This is a genomic window from Xanthomonas sp. WHRI 6108, assembly GCF_040202385.2.
GTDB classification, from domain to species: Bacteria; Pseudomonadota; Gammaproteobacteria; order Xanthomonadales; family Xanthomonadaceae; genus Xanthomonas; species Xanthomonas arboricola.
Window position 1 is genome coordinate 2277047 of record NZ_CP168198.1, and the last position, 17045, is coordinate 2294091.

The following is a 17045-nucleotide window of genomic DNA, read 5'->3' on the forward strand; positions in this document are numbered from 1 at the left end:
ATGGCGGCTGTGGCGATCGCACTGTGCGCGGTCGGCTGCGGTGGTCGCAATGCCAAGGCCGGCTCGGTCCAGACGGTCGAGGAGGTCGCGCAGGTGCATTCGTTCCGCGACAGCACCGCGACAAAGAATCGTCTGGCGGTGCAGGAGAAGCTGGGCCTGGCCAATAATCGGCTGCAGACAGGCGACTACGCCGCTGCCGAAGAGCAGGTCCGTGCAGCCTTGAAGAAAGATCCCCAGTCGGTGGATGCCATTGGTCTGCTGGCGCTGATTCAAGGCGCCAAGGGCGATGTTGCCGGCTCCGGTGCGTCATACCGCCGAGCCGCGGAGCTTGCGCCGCAGCGCGGCGATGTCCTGAACAATTACGGCGCGTGGTTGTGCGCGAACGGCTCGCCGGCCGAATCGCTGATCTGGTTTGATCGCGCCCTGACCGACAGAAACTACGCATCGCCAGCCTCCGCGTTGGGCAATGCAGGTGGCTGCGCACTCAAGGCCGGGCAGCCGCAGCGGGCGGTCGGCGACTTGCGCAAGGCGCTGGAACTGGATCCGCGGAATCCATACGCACTCGAGTCGATGGCGCGCTCCGAGGTGACCAATCGCAATTATTTCGAAGCGCGTGCGTTTATTGAACGACGGCTTGCGGCTGCACCGGCAACCGCTTCCGTGTTACAACTCGCCATTCAGATTGAGCAAGGGCTAGGCGACAAGGTAGCTGCCAGCCGTTATCAACAGCGGTTGGTCAAGGAATTTCCTGACGCAGCGACCGCTAACCCCGGGGCCAATGCATTGTGATCAGTGATTCCAATCCGAACCCTTTCGAGCAGGAAAAGGGCTGCGGACAGCATTTGCGCGATGCGCGCGAAGCGGCAGGTCTGAGCGTGGACGAAGTCGCCGGCAAGCTGCGCATGCCGGCGCATGTGGTGCGCTCGCTGGAGCAGGAAGACTGGCAACGCCTGGGTGCGCCGGTCTTCGTGCGCGGTCAGTTGCGCAGCTATGCGCGCTTGCTGCATGTGGACCTGGAGCCGCTGCTGCAGCAGGCGGCGATTGCGCCGATTGAGCCGGTCAAGCTGGTCAGCCACACGCACACGCCGCGGGCACGGCGCATCCTGGAAAGCACTGCGCGCAAGGCGATGTATGTGGTGATCACTGGCGTGTTCGCGGTTCCGGTGTGGTACGCGACGCGTTCGCATCTGGATGGCAAGGCGCCCAGCACGGTATCGCTGGACAGCATGCCGGAAGCGCCCGGGACCGGCACCCCGGCCAACGCTGCCACGCAGCCGGCCAGTGCGCCGCGCGAGCAGCCGGCGCCGTACATCGCGTCGATGACGCCGGTGCCACGGGCCGCGCCCGAGGTCGAGACCCCTGCAGCCTCGGCCGCCAGTGGCGGCAGTTTGTCGTTGAGTTTCAGCGGCGACAGCTGGGTGCAGATTCTGGCACCGGATGGCAGCGCGGTCGAAAAGGCACTGGTGCGTGCCGGCGAGCGTCGCAGTTATTCGCCAGGGCAGGTGGGTCGCATCGTGCTGGGTAATGCGTCGGCGGTAGAGGTTCAGCAAGGCGGCAGTATCGTCGATGTGAAACCGTTCCAGCGCGCTAACGTGGCCCGTTTTGCGGTATCCTCCGACGGCTCCGTGGTACCTGCTTCCGAGTGAAGCGGACTGCGGTTTTTCATTTTTCCCTATTGATGTTCCGCGCCTCCGGGATGACGGAGCGAGAGTACGCATGGCGATCGACGATCTGCTGGACGAACACGAACAAGGCGAACGCGTTCGTTCCTGGTTGAGAAAGAATGGCGCAGGGCTGGTAGGCGGCGTCGTTGTGGGCCTGGCCCTGATCCTGGGCTGGCAGTGGTGGCAGAAGCACACCGCCACCCAATCGGTGGAAGCCAATACCCGTTACGAGGCGGTGGTCAAGTCCATCCAGGGCAAGGACCTGGACAAGGCGGCCAAGGACATCGTGGCGCTCGATGACGGCAAGGGCGGTGTCTACGCCGAACTGGCTGCATTGCGTCTGGCCAAGGCCCAGGTGGATGCCGGCAAGCATGCCGAAGCGATCAAGACCCTGCGCGACGTGCCCGCCGAAGGCGAGCTCAAGCAGATCGTGCAGCAGCGCCTGGCGCGTGTGTTGACCGAAAGCGGCAAGCCGGACGAAGCGATCAAGCTGCTGGCCGATGCGCAGGACCACACCAGCCTGGAGATCCGCGCCGATGCGCTGGTCGTGCAGGGCAAGCCGGACGAAGCGCGTGCGCTCTACGCCAAGGCCCTGACCACGGTGGACGTGGCCTCGCCGCAGCGCCGTTTGCTGGAAACCAAGCTGATGGATGTGGGCGGCAAGGTGCCCGATCCGGCGGAGCCGATTTGATGAAGCAGGTTGATATGTACAAGCGCATTGCATTGATCGCCCTGATGGGCGTGTCGCTAGCCGGTTGCAGCACCGTCAAGGGCTGGTTTGCCGGTAAGGACGCCGCCGCCAAGAAGGCGCAGGAACCTGCCGAGCTGGTCAAGTTCGAGCCGTCGGTCAAGGTCGACAAGATCTGGTCCACCGGCGTGGGCAAGGGCGAAGGCCATATCGGCGTGCGCCAGCGTCCAGCGGTGGCCGATGGCAAGGTGTACGCCGCGGCGATCACCGGCGGCGTGCAGGCGCTGGACCTGCAGACCGGCAAGCGCGTGTGGGAATACAAGCCCAAGAAGGAAGAGCGTAACGATCGCAAGTTCAAGCAGCGCCTGTCCGGCGGCCCCGGCGTCGGCGAAGGCCTGGTGGTGATCGGTACCCTGTCTGGCGACGTGATTGCCTTGAACCAGGCCGATGGCACCGAAAAATGGCGTGCCAAGGTGCCGAACGAAGTCATCGCCGCACCGGCGATTGCGCAGAACCTGGTGTTGGTGCGCAGCAACGATGGTCGCGTCAGCGCCTTCGACGCGGCCACCGGCGAGCGTCGCTGGTTCCATGCCGAAGAAGGCCCTACCCTGTCGGTGCGCGGCAATGCGCCGATCGTGACCGGCCCGGGCGTGCTGTTCGTCGGCAACGACAGCGGCACCTTGAGCGCCCTGGCGCTGCAGGACGGCCGCCCGTTGTGGGAACAGGCGATCGGCGTGCCGGAAGGCCGCACCGAGCTGGAGCGCATGGCCGATGTGGACGGCGCCCCGGTGCTCGATGGCACCACGCTGTATGCGACCAGCTTCAAGAACGAAACCCTCGCACTGGAAGGCCCGAGCGGCCGTCCGCTGTGGACGCGCGATCACGGCGGCGCCGGTGGCGTTGGCGTGTCGTCGGCAGTGGTGGTGGTCTCCGACAACGCCGGCTCGGTGTGGGGCCTGGACAAGAGCAGCGGGGCGGCGATGTGGTCGCAGGCCGCGCTGGCGCGTCGCTCCCTGACCGGTGTGGCCATCCAGGGCGATTACGCCGTGGTCGGCGATTACAAGGGCTATCTGCACTGGCTGAAACTCAGCGACGGTGCACTGGCCGCGCGCGCTCGCGCTGGACGCGACACGCTGCTGGCGCAGCCGATCGTCGTGGACGGCATTCTGTTGGTACAAAACACCGATGGCGATATCACCGCCTTCCGGTTGGCACAATAAGGACTTCGCGATGCTGCCCCTGGTCGCCCTGGTCGGACGGCCCAATGTCGGCAAGTCCACCATCTTCAATGCGCTGACGCGCACCCGTGACGCGCTGGTCCACGACCAGCCCGGCGTCACCCGCGACCGTAACTACGGGGTCTGTCGTCTCGACGAGGAACGTCCGTTCATCGTCGTCGATACCGGCGGTATTGCCGGTGACGAGGAAGGCCTCGCTGGCGCCACCGCGCGGCAGGCCCGCGCCGCTGCCGGCGAGGCCGATCTGGTGCTGTTCGTGGTCGACGGCCGCGAAGGCGCCTCCTCGCTGGACGACGAGATCCTGGCCTGGCTGCGCAAGCTGGCGCGGCCGACCGTGCTGGTCATCAACAAGATCGACGGCACCGATGAGGAAACCGTGCGCTCGGAATTCGCGCGCTACGGGTTCTCCGATGTGGTGGCGTTGTCTGCCGCGCATCGGCAGGGCATCGACGAACTACTCGAGGAAGTCGGCGCACGTCTGCCCGAGGAGGGTGCCGGCGAGCTGCTGGATACCGACCCGGCGCGTGTGCGCATCGCCTTCGTCGGCCGCCCGAACGTGGGCAAGTCAACGCTGGTCAATCGCCTGCTCGGCGAAGAACGCATGATTGCCTCGGAGGTGCCGGGCACCACGCGCGATTCGATCGCCGTGGACATGGACCGTGACGGGCGCCAGTACCGCTTGATCGATACGGCCGGCCTGCGTCGCCGCGGCAAGGTCGAGGAGGCGGTGGAGAAGTTCAGCGCGTTCAAGACGCTGCAGGCGATCGAGCAATGCCAGGTTGCGGTGCTGATGCTGGATGCCGGTGAAGGCGTCACCGACCAGGACGCGACCATTCTGGGCGCCATCCTGGACGCTGGCCGCGCCCTGGTGGTGGCGATCAACAAGTGGGACGGGCAGAGCGACTACCAGCGTGCGCAGGCCGAAGACCTGCTGTCGCGCAAGCTGGGCTTTGTCAGCTGGGCCGAGGCGGTACGGATTTCCGCGCTGCACGGCTCGGGCATGCGCGAGCTGTTCCAGGCGATTCACCGTGCACACGCGTCGGCCACGCACGAGTTCAGCACCAGCGAAGTCAACCAGGCGCTGGAAATCGCCTACGAGACCAATCCGCCGCCGAGCATCCGTGGCCACGTCTCCAAGCTGCGTTACGTGCATCCGGGTGGCGCAAATCCGCCTACCTTTATCGTGCACGGCACGCGCCTGAAGGTGCTGCCGGAATCGTACAAGCGCTATTTGGAAAACTTCTTCCGCAAGCGCTTCAAGCTGGTCGGCACGCCGGTGCGTTTCATCTTCCGCGAAGGTGCCAATCCGTACGAGGGCAAGAAGAACACGCTCACCGAACGGCAGGTGGCGCGCAAGAGGCGGTTGATGAAGCACGTCAAGGGCAAGTAAGCAGGGAACGGCCCGTGCCTGGCGAATGATCGTCAGGTGGGGGGGCGCAGCGGCTGCAACCGTGGTCGAGTGCCGCGAGCTACGCCAGAAAAGTGCAGTGATTCCTTCTGGCATCTGCACTGGCAGTGCCTGGCGTTCTGAGTCGTCGTGGCGCACTGGTATCCTGCGTGCCATGACCGACTATCCATCTCGCATTCCCTATGCACAGGCGCTGCAGATCCTGCAGGCCGTCGCCGCCAACAGCCGTCCGCCCGACGAGAACATCGCCACCTCGCGTGCCGACGGGCGGATCAGCGCTGCCGATCTGATCGCACCGATCGCGTTGCCCCCCTTTGCCAACAGCGCGATGGACGGCTTCGCGTTGCGGCATGCCGATGTCGCTGGCGGCGATGCGTCGTTGCAACTGGTCGGCGAGCAATTCGCTGGCGAGCGTTGGACCGGCAGGCTGAGCGCCGGCCAATGCCTGCGCATCACCACTGGTGCGCCGCTGCCAGATGGCGCCGATACGGTGATCCCGAAAGAGGATGCGCAGGAACGCGATGGCGTGGTGCGTTTCCATAGCATGCCTGCGCCGGGTGCGGCGGTGCGCCAGGCCGGCAGTGACGTGCGCGCGGGAGATCTGGTGGTACAGAGCGGCCAGGTGTTGACGCCTGCGCGAATCGGACTGGCGGCTGCGCTCGGCCTGTCGCGGCTCGCGGTGGCGCCGCGGCCGACCATTGCGGTGCTGGCCACCGGCGATGAGCTGGTGGAGCCGGGCATGCCATTGGGGCCGGGACAGATCTACAACAGCAACCGCGACATGCTGATGGCGCAGCTGCGGGCACTGGGCTACGCGCCGACCGCATGGCCGACCCTGCCGGACGATCCGCAACGTATCCGCACCATGCTGGAGGACGCGGCTGCGGCGTTCGATGTGGTGATCACCTGCGGCGGCGTCTCGGCGGGGGAAAAGGATTATCTGCCGCAGCTGATCGGCGAACTGGGCCGCATCCACTTCTGGCGCGTTCGCATGCGCCCGGGCATGCCGGCGGTGCTGGGCCAGATCGGCCGCTGCCTGGTGCTGGGCCTGCCGGGCAATCCGGTCTCGGTGCTGGCGACGCTGATCGCCTACGGCGTGCCGCTGCTGGATGGCCTGCAGGGACGTAGCGAGCCGCGCCCGCTGTGGCATGCGGCCCTGGCCAGTCCGTGGGAAAAACGCCACGAGCGCCTGGAGTTCCTGCGCGGGCGGCTGGAGTGCGGCGAAGACGGGCGTCTGACGGCATTGCCGCATCGTGGCGATGCATCGCACCTGCTGCGTGGCGCGGCCGACAGCAATGCCTTGATCGTGTTGCCCGAGCAGGCACGGCGTTTCGAGGCGGGCGAGAGCGTGCGGGTGATTCCTTACGCGCTTTGAGCGTTTGGTACAGCACGCGCGACAAACAACAGGGCCGCGCTCGCCGCCAGGCGGGCGCTATCGGATGCAGGCCGGTCCTTCGCGGCTTCGGCACTGAACGCCGACGGTGCGTGACGTGATGGCAGCCACGGAGGGCGCACGCAGTGGCAGACTGCCCCGTCCACGTCACGCGCAGGAACGTGGCGGCCTGATGCGAAGCGACAACCAGCGCCGATCGGTCGCGCTCAGCCGACGGCGCTGCCGCAGAAGGCGGCGTAATCGGCATATCCGGTGAATGCGGCACCGGGAGCACACACCGGGCAATGCGGGTCGGGCGGCAGCCGGATTTCGCGAAAGCGCATTGCCAATGCATCGAAGCTGAGCAGGCGCCCGGTAAGGGTCTCGCCGATGCCCAGCAGCAACTTGATCGCCTCGGTGGCCTGCAGCAATCCGATCACTCCGGGCAGCACGCCCAGCACGCCGGCCTCGGAGCAGCTGGGGGCGAATTCGGGCGGCGGCGGCTCGGGAAACAGGCAGCGATAGCACGGTGCATGGCCGCGCTTGCGGCCGGCATCGAACACGCTCAATTGCCCTTCGAACTGCTGTACCGCGCCGTAGACCAGCGGTTTGCCGAGTTTGACGCAGGCATCGTTGAGCAGATAGCGCGCAGGAAAATTGTCGGCGCCGTCGACCACGACATCCACGTCCTTCAGCAGGGCTTCGACATTGCCGGCAGTCACGCGTGCCTGCAGCGCCTCGACCTGCACGCGTGGATTGAGCGCGGCAATGCGCTGCGCGGCCGAGCTGACCTTGGCGACGCCGACGCTGTCTTCCACATGCAGGATCTGGCGCTGCAGATTGCTGCGGTCCACCACATCGTCATCGGCGATCCGCAGGTGGCCGACGCCGGCGGCAGCCAGATAGAACGCCGCCGGCGAGCCGAGCCCACCTGCACCGACCAGCAACACGCGCGACTGCGCCAGGCGCTGCTGGCCTTCCAGACCGACCTGCGGCAGGCGCAGATGGCGCGAGTAGCGCTCGAGAAAATCCTGCTCGTCCGGCGGCAGGGTAGGGCGCACCAAGGGAAGGCCGGCGCCGGTCCATGCGGCGGTGCCACCGAGCACCGAAGACACCTGCGTATAGCCGTGCGCGCGCAAGATCTCCGCCGTGTGTGCCGAGCGCTTGCCGCTCTGGCAGATCAGCACGATCTCGCGCGTCTGCTCCGAAAGATGCTGTGCGGGTGCGGTTTCCAGATCGTGTTGCGCAATCGCCAACGCGCCTTCGGCCTGGCCGCCGGCACGCTCGTGCAACTGCCGGATGTCGATCAGCAAGGCGCCTTGCAGGGCGCGCAGGCGGGCGTCTGCAGGGGAGATGTCGTGGCTGCTCATGGCGCCATTGTCGCGCAAACGCAGGCCGTGCGATGCACAGGACTGCCATGTTGGCATCAGGCTCACCAGCACGGCGGTAGCGTGGGCACACAAGGAGACCCCCAATGACCCCCGATATCGACGCGCAATTGAAACAACTTGCCGATGCATTGCCTGATATTCGTCGCCAGCATCCGGACGATTTCTGGGATGTATTCCACGCACGTGCAGAGAGGATCACCGCTGCCGCAGAGTCGCAGGAGCAGGCGGCGCAAATCGTCAAACGCATCGACGAAATCCTGTCGGCGCATCAGCTCGGACCTGCGGATCCCGGTGCCTGACCCGGCGGGCCTCGCTTTACGGGCAGTCTTGCAAGTGCGCATTCGCGGTCCTGAATGCTGAGTATTCCAAGGCAGCCGGACGGCTCGAGCCATGGTCCTTCGAAACAGGAGCTGGTTGCTCAGTGTGCCAGCACCGTCCGAAGTCACCCAACAGGGACGCCATGCCACCTTCACTCCATGTGAAGCGCACTGCGGTGCAGCACGGTTTCCTCTCCAGCTTTCGACGCCGGTACGACGATCGGGTCACGCGACGAGGTCCAGCATGCAGGCACACCTTCTGGCTGGAGATCCATATGAAAGTACGTCACCCGATGTTTGCGGCGCTGACCCTGTGTCTAGGCATCACCGCCGCTGCGCATGCGCAGAACGCAACGCAGGCCGGCATGCCCGCCACTGCCCAGTAACAGGCGGGCACTAATTCCCCGAGCGCGAAGGAGCGTGAGGCGCTGGGCACCCTGAGCGCCATCAACACCAGTGAAATCAGTGCGGCCAATCTCGCGCTGCAGAAGCAGGTGCAAGGTGGCGTGCGCGACTATGCGATGCAGATGCTCAAGGAGCATACCGACAACAATCAGAAGCTGGCCAAGTGGTCGCCGGACCTGTCTGCTGCCGCTGCCAAGGCGCAGATGAGCAAGGCCAAGACCGAACTGGCGATGTTGCAGAAGCTCGATACCAAGGCCTTCGAGGCTGCGTACGTCACGGCAATGGTCAAGGACCACACCGATGCGCTGGCGGCGCTGGACAAGCAACTGATTCCTGCGGCCAAGACGGCACAGGTGCTGGCGCATCTGCAGACCACGCGCAGCCATGTCGCCGAGCATCTGGCGGCTGCCAAGACGCTGCAGGCCGGCAGCAAGGGTGCCGGACGCTAATGCATGCCTGGATTGCCGGCAACACCGGGTGCCGCTGTTGAAGACCCCATGAAGTGGATGCGTCGCCTGATCATCCGGGCCGAGCCGCACCAGATCCTGGATGCGTGGTGCGATGCCAATGTGCAGCGACGCATCCTGCGTGGAGTGGCGGAGCTGGTCGCTGGCGATGGGCATGCATCGCGCTGGGCGCCGCAGGCCACCTGGTGCCGGCGCGGTATTGTCGGGTTGCAGCGTGGTGAGGCGCGCCTGGGTGAATCGGTGCGTTACCAGGTTGATGGCGGTCGCGGCCTGCAGCTGGGCGTGTTGCTGCATGTGCGGACTGCGCCTGGATGCGAGGGCAGTTGTGTCACGTTGAGTCTGCAGGGTGCAGATGAGTGGGAGCGCGCTCGGCCATCGGTCGAGCGCATGCAGCGTGCCCGGCATCTGTGGATGGGCAAGGCGTTACGGCGCCTGCGTAACGGTATGGACGTGTGAGATCGGGTCCGCTCGTCCGCACCTTGTCGATGGACTTCGAATGCCTGGCCCCCCGATTGCAGTTGCTATGGGCGGCCAGGTCTTGAGGGTTCAGTCGGATGGGGTGCTTGCGTCGACCACCCCGGGGAGCGGTTCGGCATTGCCGAAGTGCGGCCGCAAGGCATCCACTCCGTGCTGCGGCCTGGCCAGCGGGGTCAGGTCCTGGCGATTGGCGCGCCGTTGCGCGGTAGAGAACGTGGCCAGCTTGTTGCGCTGATCGATCAGCGGTTGCTGCACCTCGCCATCGCGATTGAACGACCAGGCCAGCATCGGCTCGCCCAGCGGCAATGCATCGCCCGCGGCGGTGCCGTTGCGCGAGTGCCAGGTGTGCCAGGTCTTGCCATAACTGTTGAGCTTGCTGCGCATCAGTTCTTTCTCCGCAACCAGCGGCAGGTTGGGCGCGGATAGCTGGCCCGACAGGATTTCGCCATTGTGCGGATGCCAGAAGTTGCGCTCGTGCTCTGGCAACTGCGCGAACAGTTGTTCGGAAATGATGTACTCGATGCCGGTCAGGTTGGCCTGATCGGTATTGCCGTCGTAGAGCGCGCATTGCGCCAGGTCTTCATTGACCTGATGGCAGTAGTGATGCGCTTCCATCTGTACATCTGGTGCGTCTTTCATCGGATGGAAGCCCACCAGGTAGATGTCGAGCTTGCCGACCGGCCCGGTCGGTTGCAGGACCCTGGCGCCGGCTTCCAGCACATTGGTCTTGGCGCTTTCAGGCGCGCCCGGTGGGGTAACCGAAGGCGGGCTGCGCGAGCAGCCGGCGCACAGCAGGGCGATCCAGAGCGCGGACTGTCGCATGCGATCTCCAACAATGAGTAGTGGGGCCAGCCTACGGAGGCTGATGGTTTGCGAGGCGTGAGCGCGTGCGCAGATATCCAACAGAGCTTCACCTCGCTTGAGCATCTGCTTAATGCCACGGCGGCGATGCTGCGTAGCTACGCATGCCTGGTCGCTCACCCATGTCCGCCACCACCCGCAAGATCGCGACATTCAACGTCAATGGCATCACTAGCCGGCTGCCGCATCTGCTGGAATGGCTACAGCGCGAGCAACCGGATATCGTCGGCCTGCAGGAATTGAAAGCCACGCAGGACGCCTTTCCGGAACAGGCGATCCGCGATGCCGGCTATGGCGTCATCTGGCAAGGCGAGAAGTCGTGGAACGGTGTCGCATTGCTGGCGCGCGGCGCCGATCCGGTGGAAATCCGTCGTGGGCTGCCGTGGGACCGCGGCGATACGCAGAGCCGTTATCTGGAAGCTGCAATTCACGGGGTGGTGGTGGCCTGCCTGTATCTGCCCAACGGCAATCCGCAGCCCGGGCCGAAGTTCGACTACAAGCTGGCGTGGTTTCAACGCCTGATCCGGCACGCCAAGACGCTGGTGGACCTGCCGCACCCGGTAGCACTGATCGGCGATTTCAACGTGGTGCCGACCGACGCCGACATCTACGACCCCAAGGGCTGGCGCAAGGATGCGTTGCTGCAGCCGGAGAGTCGCCAGGCGTACCAGACCCTGCTCGAGCAGGGCTGGACCGACAGCCTGCTTGCAGTGCATGGCGAAACGCCGATTTACACCTTCTGGGACTACTTTCGCCAGCATTTTGCGCGCGATCGCGGCTTGCGCATCGACCACTTGCTGCTCAATCGCACCCTGGCGCCCGGGCTGCAGGACGCCGGCGTGGACAAGTGGGTACGTGCGCTGGAAAAGGCCAGCGATCATGCGCCGACCTGGATCAGCGTGCATGTGCCCGAAGCGGTAGCCGAGCCAGCAACGCAGGCCAAGGCCGTGCCCAGGCCACGGAAGCGGGCCGTGGCAAAGGCAAGCCCGGCACGCACGTCCACGACGAAGAAAACGCCCAAGACTGCGGCGAAAAAGGCCGCGACGCGGTCTGCCGCCAGCAAGTCAACCGGACCCACCAAGCCGCGCAAGCCGGCGAAGAAAACCACCAAGTAACGCGGCAGTGCTAGCCAATACTGCCCGCGTGGCGCTCCATCCGACGCTGCTTGACCCGGTGCAGCACATGCCCGATGAGGGCGGTCAGCAGGATCAACACATTGCTGACGATAAACACGGCATTGCCGACCAGGTAGCTGTAGAGGATGAACAGCACCGAGGCGCTGATCTGGCCGATGAACAGCCAGCGCGAAACGCCCTGTGCCGTATCCGAGCGCCATTGCTTGTAGATCTGGCGGATCAAGGTGGCAATCAGGACGGCACTGGCGAGCCAGCCCACAAGGTCGACGAGTTGCATGCGGCACAGATACCGTGGGGGAACCAGGTGCCACTGTGCGATCTGCCGTGTAGGCGCTGCGTTCTAGCGGCTTCAAGCGACGTGCGCCCTGGTCGAGACGAGGGCATGCATGCAGCAGGATGCGGTGATGCCGCGATCGCTGCGCCTGTACCGGCCGCGTCGGGGGCCGGTATCCTAGCCAGGTCATCCACCGGTCGACCGTGCCTTGCTCATGATCAGCTACGCCGACGCACTTGCGATTGTCCATCGGCAGATCGCCGTGCTTGCCGGCGAGTGGGTGGACAGTGCCGATGCCGAAGGGCGTGTGCTTGCGCAGGCGTTGTCGAGCCCGGCGGAGTTGCCGGCGTTCGACAACAGCGCGATGGATGGATTTGCGTTGGTCACCGCCGGCCGTGGCGCGATCGCCGGCAGCGAACATGTGATCGGTGGCAGCGTTGCCGCAGGCGAGGATGTGGGTGGCATTGCGGCGGGCAGCGCGTGGGAAATCATGACCGGCGCCGGTTTGCCCGCGGGCGCCGATGCCGTAGTGCCGATCGAGCAGGTGGACGTGCTGGCGCACGATGACGCGCGGCCCGGTCGCGTCCGGCTGCGCGCCGATATCCGCGCCGGTCAGCATATTCGTCGACGTGGGGAAGATGTGGCCTTGCACGACCGCGTGATCGAGGCCGGCACCGTCTTGCGCGCCGCACACCTGATGCTGCTGGCCGGGCTGGGCTGTGCGCGGGTGCAGGTGGTGCGGCGTCCGCGTGTGGCCTTGATTGCGACCGGCCGCGAGTTGATTGGCGATCCGGCGCAGCCGTTGCGGCCTGGCCAGATTCGCGATGGCACCAGCAGCTATCTGCTCAGCCAGCTGCGGGCAGCCGGTGCCGAACTGGTCTGGCATGGACAGGTGGGCGATGACGATGCCGGTTTCGATCTGGCGCTTGCACAGGCGCGCGATGCGGGCGCCGAGGTGATTCTGAGCACCGGTGCGGTGTCGCGCGGTCGCTACGATTTCGTGCCCGATGCCTTGGCACGGCATGGCGCGGCGGTGCTGTTCCACAAGGTTGCGGTGCGGCCGGGCAAGCCGGTGCTGCTGGCGCGCTTCGCAGACGGTGCGCTGTATGTCGGTTTGCCGGGCAATCCGATGGCCAGCGCTGCCGGGCTGCGCTTTTTCGTGGAGCCGGCGCTGCGCGGTTTGCTTGGCATGCCGGCCGAGCGCGGCGTTCAGGTTGCGCTGGAAACCCCGATGCAGGCACGACCGCTGTGGCGGCAACACCTGCGCGCACGTTTGACCTGCAGCGCTGCCGGAGTGCTTTGCGTGCAGATCCTGCCGCAGCAGGAGTCGTTCCGCGTGGCGCCGTTGTTGCAGGCCAATGCGTGGGCGGTACTGGAGCCGCAGGACGAAGGCGCCGCGCGCGGTACGACAGCGCAGGTGTTCGGGCTGGGCCATCTGCAGCCGGCTGCACCGGCGATCGCGCCATGAGCCAGCACCTGCACGTCGTGCGATGCCGTGTTGGCGAGCAGGCGGCATGAACGCGAGGCCTGCATGGACGGGCGTGGTGCTGGCCGGCGGCCGTTCCTCGCGGATGGGGCAGGACAAGGCGCTGCTGCAGTGGCGCGGACGTCCATTGCTGGAGCACATGCAGGCGTTGCTGCGCGATGCCGGCGCGCATAATGTGGTGATCAGCGGCGATCGCCCGGACTACGCCGGGATTGCCGACGCGCAGCCGGACCTGGGGCCGCTTGGCGGCCTGGCCAGCGTGATCGATCGGCTCGCCGATGCAACGACACTGGTGGTGGTGCCGGTCGACATGCCGCTGCTGTCCCGGTCATTGCTGGAGCGGCTGCTGGCGCCACCGCATCGGCGCTGCATTACCTTTGAAGACCAGATGCTGCCGATGCGCCTGTACGTGGATGGCGTGGTGCGTGAGGCGCTCACTGCGCTGATGGCCGGCCTCGGTTCGTCACGTTCGCTGCGCGCTCTGCAGGCTGCGCTGCAATGCCATCGCATCGCTGTCACCGCCAGCGAACGCGCCGCGTTCGTCAATTGCAATACGCCCGAGCAGTGGAGTCAGCTCATTCATGAAAATCCAGATTGAAGCTCAGCAGCTGCGCTTCCGCATCGACGAAGCCGAATTGACCGATTTGCTTGCCGGGCGCACGGTCGAGAATCTGAGCCGCTTGCCGAGCGGGCAGGGCGCGCGACTGCTGCGCCACAGCGTTAGCCTGAGCGACGGTGACGCGGCCTGCAATTGCACTGCCGAGCATTGGCAGTTGTCGGTGCCGCGCGATGCGCTGGAACAGCATGCACGGCAATTGCCCAGCCGCGAGGGATTGCGCTTCAGCTTCGATGCCGTTGCTGGCGATGCCGAACAGACGGCGTTGCAGGTGACCTTCGATATCGATGTGCGCGATAGTGCGCGCAAGCGCTTTCCGAAAGCCTGAAAGTGCCATCAGCGCACACGCGCAGCGCTCATGCGTTGATTTTTTCAAGACCTGCAGCAATGCCTGGCACCCGATCGCAGGCCAGGCCACGCGCCTTTAGCGCCGCTTCGATGGCCGCAGCATCGGCATCGCTGTAGCCGGCGCCACTGCGCAACGCGACCACATGCAGGCCTTCTGTGGCCAGTTGCAGCAGCAGATGCTGTTGGGCGTCGGCCTGCTGCGGCAAGGCGCGGCGTGCGGCATCGCGTCTTGCCAGTTCCAGTACCGCATCGGGAATGTCGTCGCCGATCAGCAGGACGTCGGCCAGATTCATCGCACGCAGCGCCTTGATGGTGAGCAGGCCGGGATCGCCCGGGCCGGTGCCGACCAGTTGCACGCTGCCGCGCGCCGGCACCGCGCCGGCATCGTCCAGTGCCGCGATAAATGCGCTTTCGGCTGCGTCGTCGTTGCCGGCCTGCAGCAGCAACGGCACGTCGCCGTCGATGACGCGATCGAACCAGCGCCGGCGCCGGTTCATGTCGGGGAACTGGCTGCGGATCCGCTCGCGATGACGCGCGAACATGCCGGCAAAGCGGCCGACCGAGACATCCAGTTCGCGTTCCAACCGTTCGCGCAGGCGGCGTGCCAGCATCGGTGCGGCACCGGCGGAGGAAATGGCGATGACCAGCGGGTCGCGATCCACGATGGCGGGCACCTGATAGGTCGACAACTCGGCATCGTCCACCACATTGACCAGGCGCTGACGCGCGCCGGCAGCAGCGGCGACGCGTTGATTCAACTCGCCATCGTCGGTGGCGGCGACCACCAGCCACACGTCGTCGATCCAGGCGGGATCGAACTCGCCGTCCAGTTGTTCGAAACGGCCAGCCTGCATCAGTTCCGCCAGTTCGGGCGAGAGCGCATGCGCATACAAGCGGATCTGCGCACCGGCCTTGAGCAGCGCCAGCACCTTGCGCGTGGCGACCTCGCCACCACCGATGACCAGCACGGTGCGTGCTTGCAGGTTTGCGAACAGCGGGAACAACGGCATCAGAAGTACTCCGAAAGGATGGCTCGCACCGACGGCATGTTGCATGGCACCATCAGGCCACGTCCACGCCTCGCTGCCGCCAATGCGTGTCTTGCTGGTCAACGATACCGAAAAGCCGATCGGCGAACTGCGTCAGGCACTGACGCGCGCCGGTTATACGGTGCTCGACGATGTAGCCTCGGTCGGTGCGTTGCTGCACGCGGTACAGAGCCAGCAGCCGGATGTGGTGGTGATCGATGTCGACTCGCCATCGCGCGATACCCTGGAGCAACTGTCGATGCTGCATGCACATGCGCCGCGGCCGGTGGTGATGTTTTCCGGCGATGGCGACGATGCGTTGATCCATGCGGCGGTCGGTGCCGGCGTCACCGCCTATGTGGTCGATGGCCTGGCGCCGGCGCGGCTGGCGCCGATCGTGCAGGTGGCGCTTGCGCGGTTTGCGCAGGAAAGCAGCATGCGCAAGCGCCTGGACGATGTGCAGCAGGCGCTGCAGGACCGCAAGCTGATCGATCGCGCCAAGGGCTTGCTGATGGAAAAACGCGGCCTGAGCGAGGCCGATGCCTACGCGGCGCTGCGCCAGCAGGCGATGAAGCAGAGCGTCAAACTGGCCGAAGTGGCGCGACGCATCGTGGCCATGGCCGAGTTGCTGGGATGAACACATGAGCCAAGCCGACCTCCCCGTATTGCGCGTGGCCTACATGCCGCTGATCGATTGCGCGCCCCTGGTCGCGGCGCAGCGGCTGGGCCTGGATCGCGTCCATGGGCTGCAATTGGACTTGCAGCGGCAGGCCTCCTGGGCCGGCGTGCGCGACCGTCTGCTGGCCGGCGAGGTCGATGCGGCACATGCGCTGGCCAGCCTGGTGTATGCGATCGACCTGGGCATTGCCGGGCCGCAATGCCCGATGGCGCTGTTGATGACGCTCAATCACAACGGCCAGGCGATCACGCTGGCGCCTGCGCTTGCGCAGGCCCTGGAGGAGGGGCAGAGCTTGCCGCAGGCGCTGGCCAGCCTGGGCCGCCGCGCCGTGTTTGCGCAGACCTTCCCGACCGGCACGCATGCGCTGTGGCTCTATTACTGGCTGGCGGCACGTGGCGTGGACCCGATGCGCGACGTGGAGGTGCTCAGCATCCCGCCACCGCAGATGCCGGACGCCCTGGCCAGTGGCTTGGTCGACGGCTATTGCTCCGGCGAGCCATGGGCTGCGGTTGCGCAGGCGCAGGGCAGCGGTCGCCGGGTAATCCGCAGTGGCGAGCTGTGGGCTGGCCATCCGGAAAAGGTGTTGGCCTGCCGACGCGAATTCGCCGCGCTGCAACCCGAGTTGAGCGAACGCCTGACCGCCTGCGTACTGGATGCCTGTCGCTGGCTGGATGCGGACCCGGCAAATCGGGCGCAGTGTGCGCAATGGCTGGCCGAGCCGCAGCATATCGGGGTATCGGCCGCGCATCTGGCCGCTTGCCTGGATGCCGATGCCGAAGCCGAGGCACGTGCGAAGGATGTGACAGCGCTGGTCTTCCATGGCGATGGCGCGGTCAACATGCCGTGGCTGTCGGACGGTGAGTGGTTCCTGACCCAGTTCCAGCGCTGGGGCTGGCATGACATCCAGGAAGACGACATCGCGCGGCTGCGCGATATCCATCGACTGGACAACTATCGGCGCGCTGCCGCACGCGTGGGCGTGGTTTCCCCCGAGGACGACCACCGCAGCAATCGGTTGTTCGATACGCCCTGAGCCCGGATGCCGAGCGCATCAGGCGGTAAGTCAGGCTGGGGTGGGTTGGATGAGAATGGATGCATTGGATCTTGCGGACAGAAGCCGAGGCGACGGCAACGGCGCGAGGCATGTGGTCTGCGGCTTGGTTGCAGGGTCCTTGCCCGCCCACCCTCGC

At 65.9% G+C, this 17045-nt stretch carries 19 protein-coding genes; 15 read left to right on the plus strand and 4 right to left on the minus strand.

Annotated elements, in window-relative coordinates:
- From pilW to glp, 6 genes are all read left to right on the plus strand, one after another.
- Window positions 1–789: a type IV pilus biogenesis/stability protein PilW gene (pilW, locus tag ABQ039_RS09765; RefSeq protein ID WP_102256770.1), complete on the plus strand. Its 789-nt coding sequence runs from the start codon at window positions 1–3 to the stop codon at window positions 787–789.
- Complete coding sequence (locus ABQ039_RS09770) at window positions 786–1646, plus strand: RodZ domain-containing protein (RefSeq protein ID WP_349777814.1); 861 nt, start codon at window positions 786–788, stop codon at window positions 1644–1646. Before pilW ends, ABQ039_RS09770 begins: the two co-directional genes overlap by 4 nt.
- Before the next feature lie 70 nt (window positions 1647–1716).
- Window positions 1717–2355, plus strand: coding sequence for a tetratricopeptide repeat protein (locus ABQ039_RS09775; RefSeq protein WP_024940124.1), 639 nt, complete (start codon window positions 1717–1719; stop codon window positions 2353–2355).
- The gene (bamB, locus tag ABQ039_RS09780; RefSeq protein WP_039521550.1) at window positions 2355–3572 is read left to right on the plus strand and encodes an outer membrane protein assembly factor BamB; all 1218 of its coding nucleotides are present in this window, start codon (window positions 2355–2357) and stop codon (window positions 3570–3572) included. Before ABQ039_RS09775 ends, bamB begins: the two co-directional genes overlap by 1 nt.
- Window positions 3573–3582: 10 nt before the next feature.
- Complete coding sequence (der, locus tag ABQ039_RS09785; RefSeq protein WP_016904421.1) at window positions 3583–4980, plus strand: ribosome biogenesis GTPase Der; 1398 nt, start codon at window positions 3583–3585, stop codon at window positions 4978–4980.
- Between the two features lie 172 nt (window positions 4981–5152).
- A complete protein-coding gene (gene glp / locus ABQ039_RS09790) occupies window positions 5153–6373 on the plus strand; it encodes a gephyrin-like molybdotransferase Glp (protein ID WP_349777813.1) in 1221 nt (406 codons plus the stop codon).
- A gap of 224 nt (window positions 6374–6597) precedes the next feature.
- Here glp and moeB read toward each other — a convergent pair whose 3' ends face one another.
- Window positions 6598–7740, minus strand: coding sequence for a molybdopterin-synthase adenylyltransferase MoeB (gene moeB / locus ABQ039_RS09795; protein WP_184611999.1), 1143 nt, complete (start codon window positions 7738–7740; stop codon window positions 6598–6600).
- A gap of 104 nt (window positions 7741–7844) precedes the next feature.
- Between moeB and ABQ039_RS09800 the strand changes: the two genes are divergently transcribed.
- The 3 genes from ABQ039_RS09800 to ABQ039_RS09810 all read left to right on the plus strand — a co-directional run bounded on the left by ABQ039_RS09800 (window position 7845) and on the right by ABQ039_RS09810 (window position 9406).
- A complete protein-coding gene (locus ABQ039_RS09800) occupies window positions 7845–8060 on the plus strand; it encodes a hypothetical protein (protein WP_184517433.1) in 216 nt (71 codons plus the stop codon).
- A gap of 446 nt (window positions 8061–8506) precedes the next feature.
- Complete coding sequence (locus ABQ039_RS09805) at window positions 8507–8932, plus strand: DUF4142 domain-containing protein (RefSeq protein WP_260298194.1); 426 nt, start codon at window positions 8507–8509, stop codon at window positions 8930–8932.
- 48 nt (window positions 8933–8980) lie between these two features.
- Window positions 8981–9406: a hypothetical protein gene (locus ABQ039_RS09810; RefSeq protein WP_184611997.1), complete on the plus strand. Its 426-nt coding sequence runs from the start codon at window positions 8981–8983 to the stop codon at window positions 9404–9406.
- Between the two features lie 90 nt (window positions 9407–9496).
- Here the strand turns inward: ABQ039_RS09810 and ABQ039_RS09815 are convergent, their stop codons facing one another.
- On the minus strand, window positions 9497–10249 hold the full coding sequence (locus ABQ039_RS09815; RefSeq protein WP_349777812.1) for an OBAP family protein: 753 nt from the start codon (window positions 10247–10249) through the stop codon (window positions 9497–9499).
- A gap of 161 nt (window positions 10250–10410) precedes the next feature.
- Between ABQ039_RS09815 and xth the strand changes: the two genes are divergently transcribed.
- Window positions 10411–11403 (plus strand): exodeoxyribonuclease III, encoded by a 993-nt coding sequence (gene xth, locus ABQ039_RS09820; protein WP_349777811.1) that lies wholly within the window; start codon window positions 10411–10413, stop codon window positions 11401–11403.
- Between the two features lie 10 nt (window positions 11404–11413).
- On the opposite strand, the gene ABQ039_RS09825 is transcribed toward xth, so the two are convergent.
- Entirely contained in the window at window positions 11414–11701 is a 288-nt protein-coding gene (locus tag ABQ039_RS09825; RefSeq protein WP_184380360.1) for a PQ-loop domain-containing transporter, read from the minus strand.
- A 211-nt stretch (window positions 11702–11912) separates the two neighbouring features.
- Here ABQ039_RS09825 and ABQ039_RS09830 point away from each other — a divergent pair, with 211 nt between their 5' ends.
- The 3 genes from ABQ039_RS09830 to ABQ039_RS09840 are packed head-to-tail and all read left to right on the plus strand — an operon-like array spanning window position 11913 to window position 14128.
- Window positions 11913–13166: a molybdopterin molybdotransferase MoeA gene (locus ABQ039_RS09830; protein WP_349777810.1), complete on the plus strand. Its 1254-nt coding sequence runs from the start codon at window positions 11913–11915 to the stop codon at window positions 13164–13166.
- A 46-nt stretch (window positions 13167–13212) separates the two neighbouring features.
- A complete protein-coding gene (locus ABQ039_RS09835) occupies window positions 13213–13782 on the plus strand; it encodes a molybdenum cofactor guanylyltransferase (protein ID WP_349777809.1) in 570 nt (189 codons plus the stop codon).
- Window positions 13766–14128 carry a hypothetical protein gene (locus ABQ039_RS09840; RefSeq protein WP_349777808.1) on the plus strand — a complete coding sequence of 121 codons (363 nt, stop codon included), beginning with the start codon at window positions 13766–13768 and terminating at the stop codon, window positions 14126–14128. Before ABQ039_RS09835 ends, ABQ039_RS09840 begins: the two co-directional genes overlap by 17 nt.
- A 28-nt stretch (window positions 14129–14156) precedes the next feature.
- Here ABQ039_RS09840 and ABQ039_RS09845 read toward each other — a convergent pair whose 3' ends face one another.
- Window positions 14157–15158, minus strand: coding sequence for an NAD(P)-dependent oxidoreductase (locus ABQ039_RS09845; protein ID WP_349777807.1), 1002 nt, complete (start codon window positions 15156–15158; stop codon window positions 14157–14159).
- An 82-nt stretch (window positions 15159–15240) separates the two neighbouring features.
- Between ABQ039_RS09845 and ABQ039_RS09850 the strand changes: the two genes are divergently transcribed.
- Both ABQ039_RS09850 and ABQ039_RS09855 read left to right on the plus strand, forming a co-directional pair.
- Window positions 15241–15813, plus strand: coding sequence for an ANTAR domain-containing protein (locus tag ABQ039_RS09850; RefSeq protein ID WP_349777806.1), 573 nt, complete (start codon window positions 15241–15243; stop codon window positions 15811–15813).
- A gap of 4 nt (window positions 15814–15817) precedes the next feature.
- A complete protein-coding gene (locus tag ABQ039_RS09855; RefSeq protein ID WP_349777805.1) occupies window positions 15818–16888 on the plus strand; it encodes a CmpA/NrtA family ABC transporter substrate-binding protein in 1071 nt (356 codons plus the stop codon).
- The last annotated feature ends 157 nt before the right edge of the window (window positions 16889–17045 follow it).

What these genes read in the sequence shown, in the direction of transcription:
- moeB (WP_184611999.1), bottom strand. Translation starts at nt 7,740, where the DNA reads ATGAGCAGCCACGACATCTCCCCTGCAGACGCCCGCCTGCGCGCCCTG.
- ABQ039_RS09775 (WP_024940124.1), top strand. Translation starts at nt 1,717, where the DNA reads ATGGCGATCGACGATCTGCTGGACGAACACGAACAAGGCGAACGCGTT.
- pilW (WP_102256770.1), top strand. Translation starts at nt 1, where the DNA reads ATGGCGGCTGTGGCGATCGCACTGTGCGCGGTCGGCTGCGGTGGTCGC.
- ABQ039_RS09825 (WP_184380360.1), bottom strand. Translation starts at nt 11,701, where the DNA reads ATGCAACTCGTCGACCTTGTGGGCTGGCTCGCCAGTGCCGTCCTGATT.
- xth (WP_349777811.1), top strand. Translation starts at nt 10,411, where the DNA reads ATGTCCGCCACCACCCGCAAGATCGCGACATTCAACGTCAATGGCATC.
- ABQ039_RS09830 (WP_349777810.1), top strand. Translation starts at nt 11,913, where the DNA reads ATGATCAGCTACGCCGACGCACTTGCGATTGTCCATCGGCAGATCGCC.
- ABQ039_RS09855 (WP_349777805.1), top strand. Translation starts at nt 15,818, where the DNA reads ATGAGCCAAGCCGACCTCCCCGTATTGCGCGTGGCCTACATGCCGCTG.
- ABQ039_RS09815 (WP_349777812.1), bottom strand. Translation starts at nt 10,249, where the DNA reads ATGCGACAGTCCGCGCTCTGGATCGCCCTGCTGTGCGCCGGCTGCTCG.
- ABQ039_RS09850 (WP_349777806.1), top strand. Translation starts at nt 15,241, where the DNA reads ATGCGTGTCTTGCTGGTCAACGATACCGAAAAGCCGATCGGCGAACTG.
- glp (WP_349777813.1), top strand. Translation starts at nt 5,153, where the DNA reads ATGACCGACTATCCATCTCGCATTCCCTATGCACAGGCGCTGCAGATC.
- ABQ039_RS09840 (WP_349777808.1), top strand. Translation starts at nt 13,766, where the DNA reads ATGAAAATCCAGATTGAAGCTCAGCAGCTGCGCTTCCGCATCGACGAA.
- ABQ039_RS09845 (WP_349777807.1), bottom strand. Translation starts at nt 15,158, where the DNA reads ATGCCGTTGTTCCCGCTGTTCGCAAACCTGCAAGCACGCACCGTGCTG.
- ABQ039_RS09810 (WP_184611997.1), top strand. Translation starts at nt 8,981, where the DNA reads ATGAAGTGGATGCGTCGCCTGATCATCCGGGCCGAGCCGCACCAGATC.
- bamB (WP_039521550.1), top strand. Translation starts at nt 2,355, where the DNA reads ATGAAGCAGGTTGATATGTACAAGCGCATTGCATTGATCGCCCTGATG.
- ABQ039_RS09800 (WP_184517433.1), top strand. Translation starts at nt 7,845, where the DNA reads ATGACCCCCGATATCGACGCGCAATTGAAACAACTTGCCGATGCATTG.
- der (WP_016904421.1), top strand. Translation starts at nt 3,583, where the DNA reads ATGCTGCCCCTGGTCGCCCTGGTCGGACGGCCCAATGTCGGCAAGTCC.
- ABQ039_RS09835 (WP_349777809.1), top strand. Translation starts at nt 13,213, where the DNA reads ATGAACGCGAGGCCTGCATGGACGGGCGTGGTGCTGGCCGGCGGCCGT.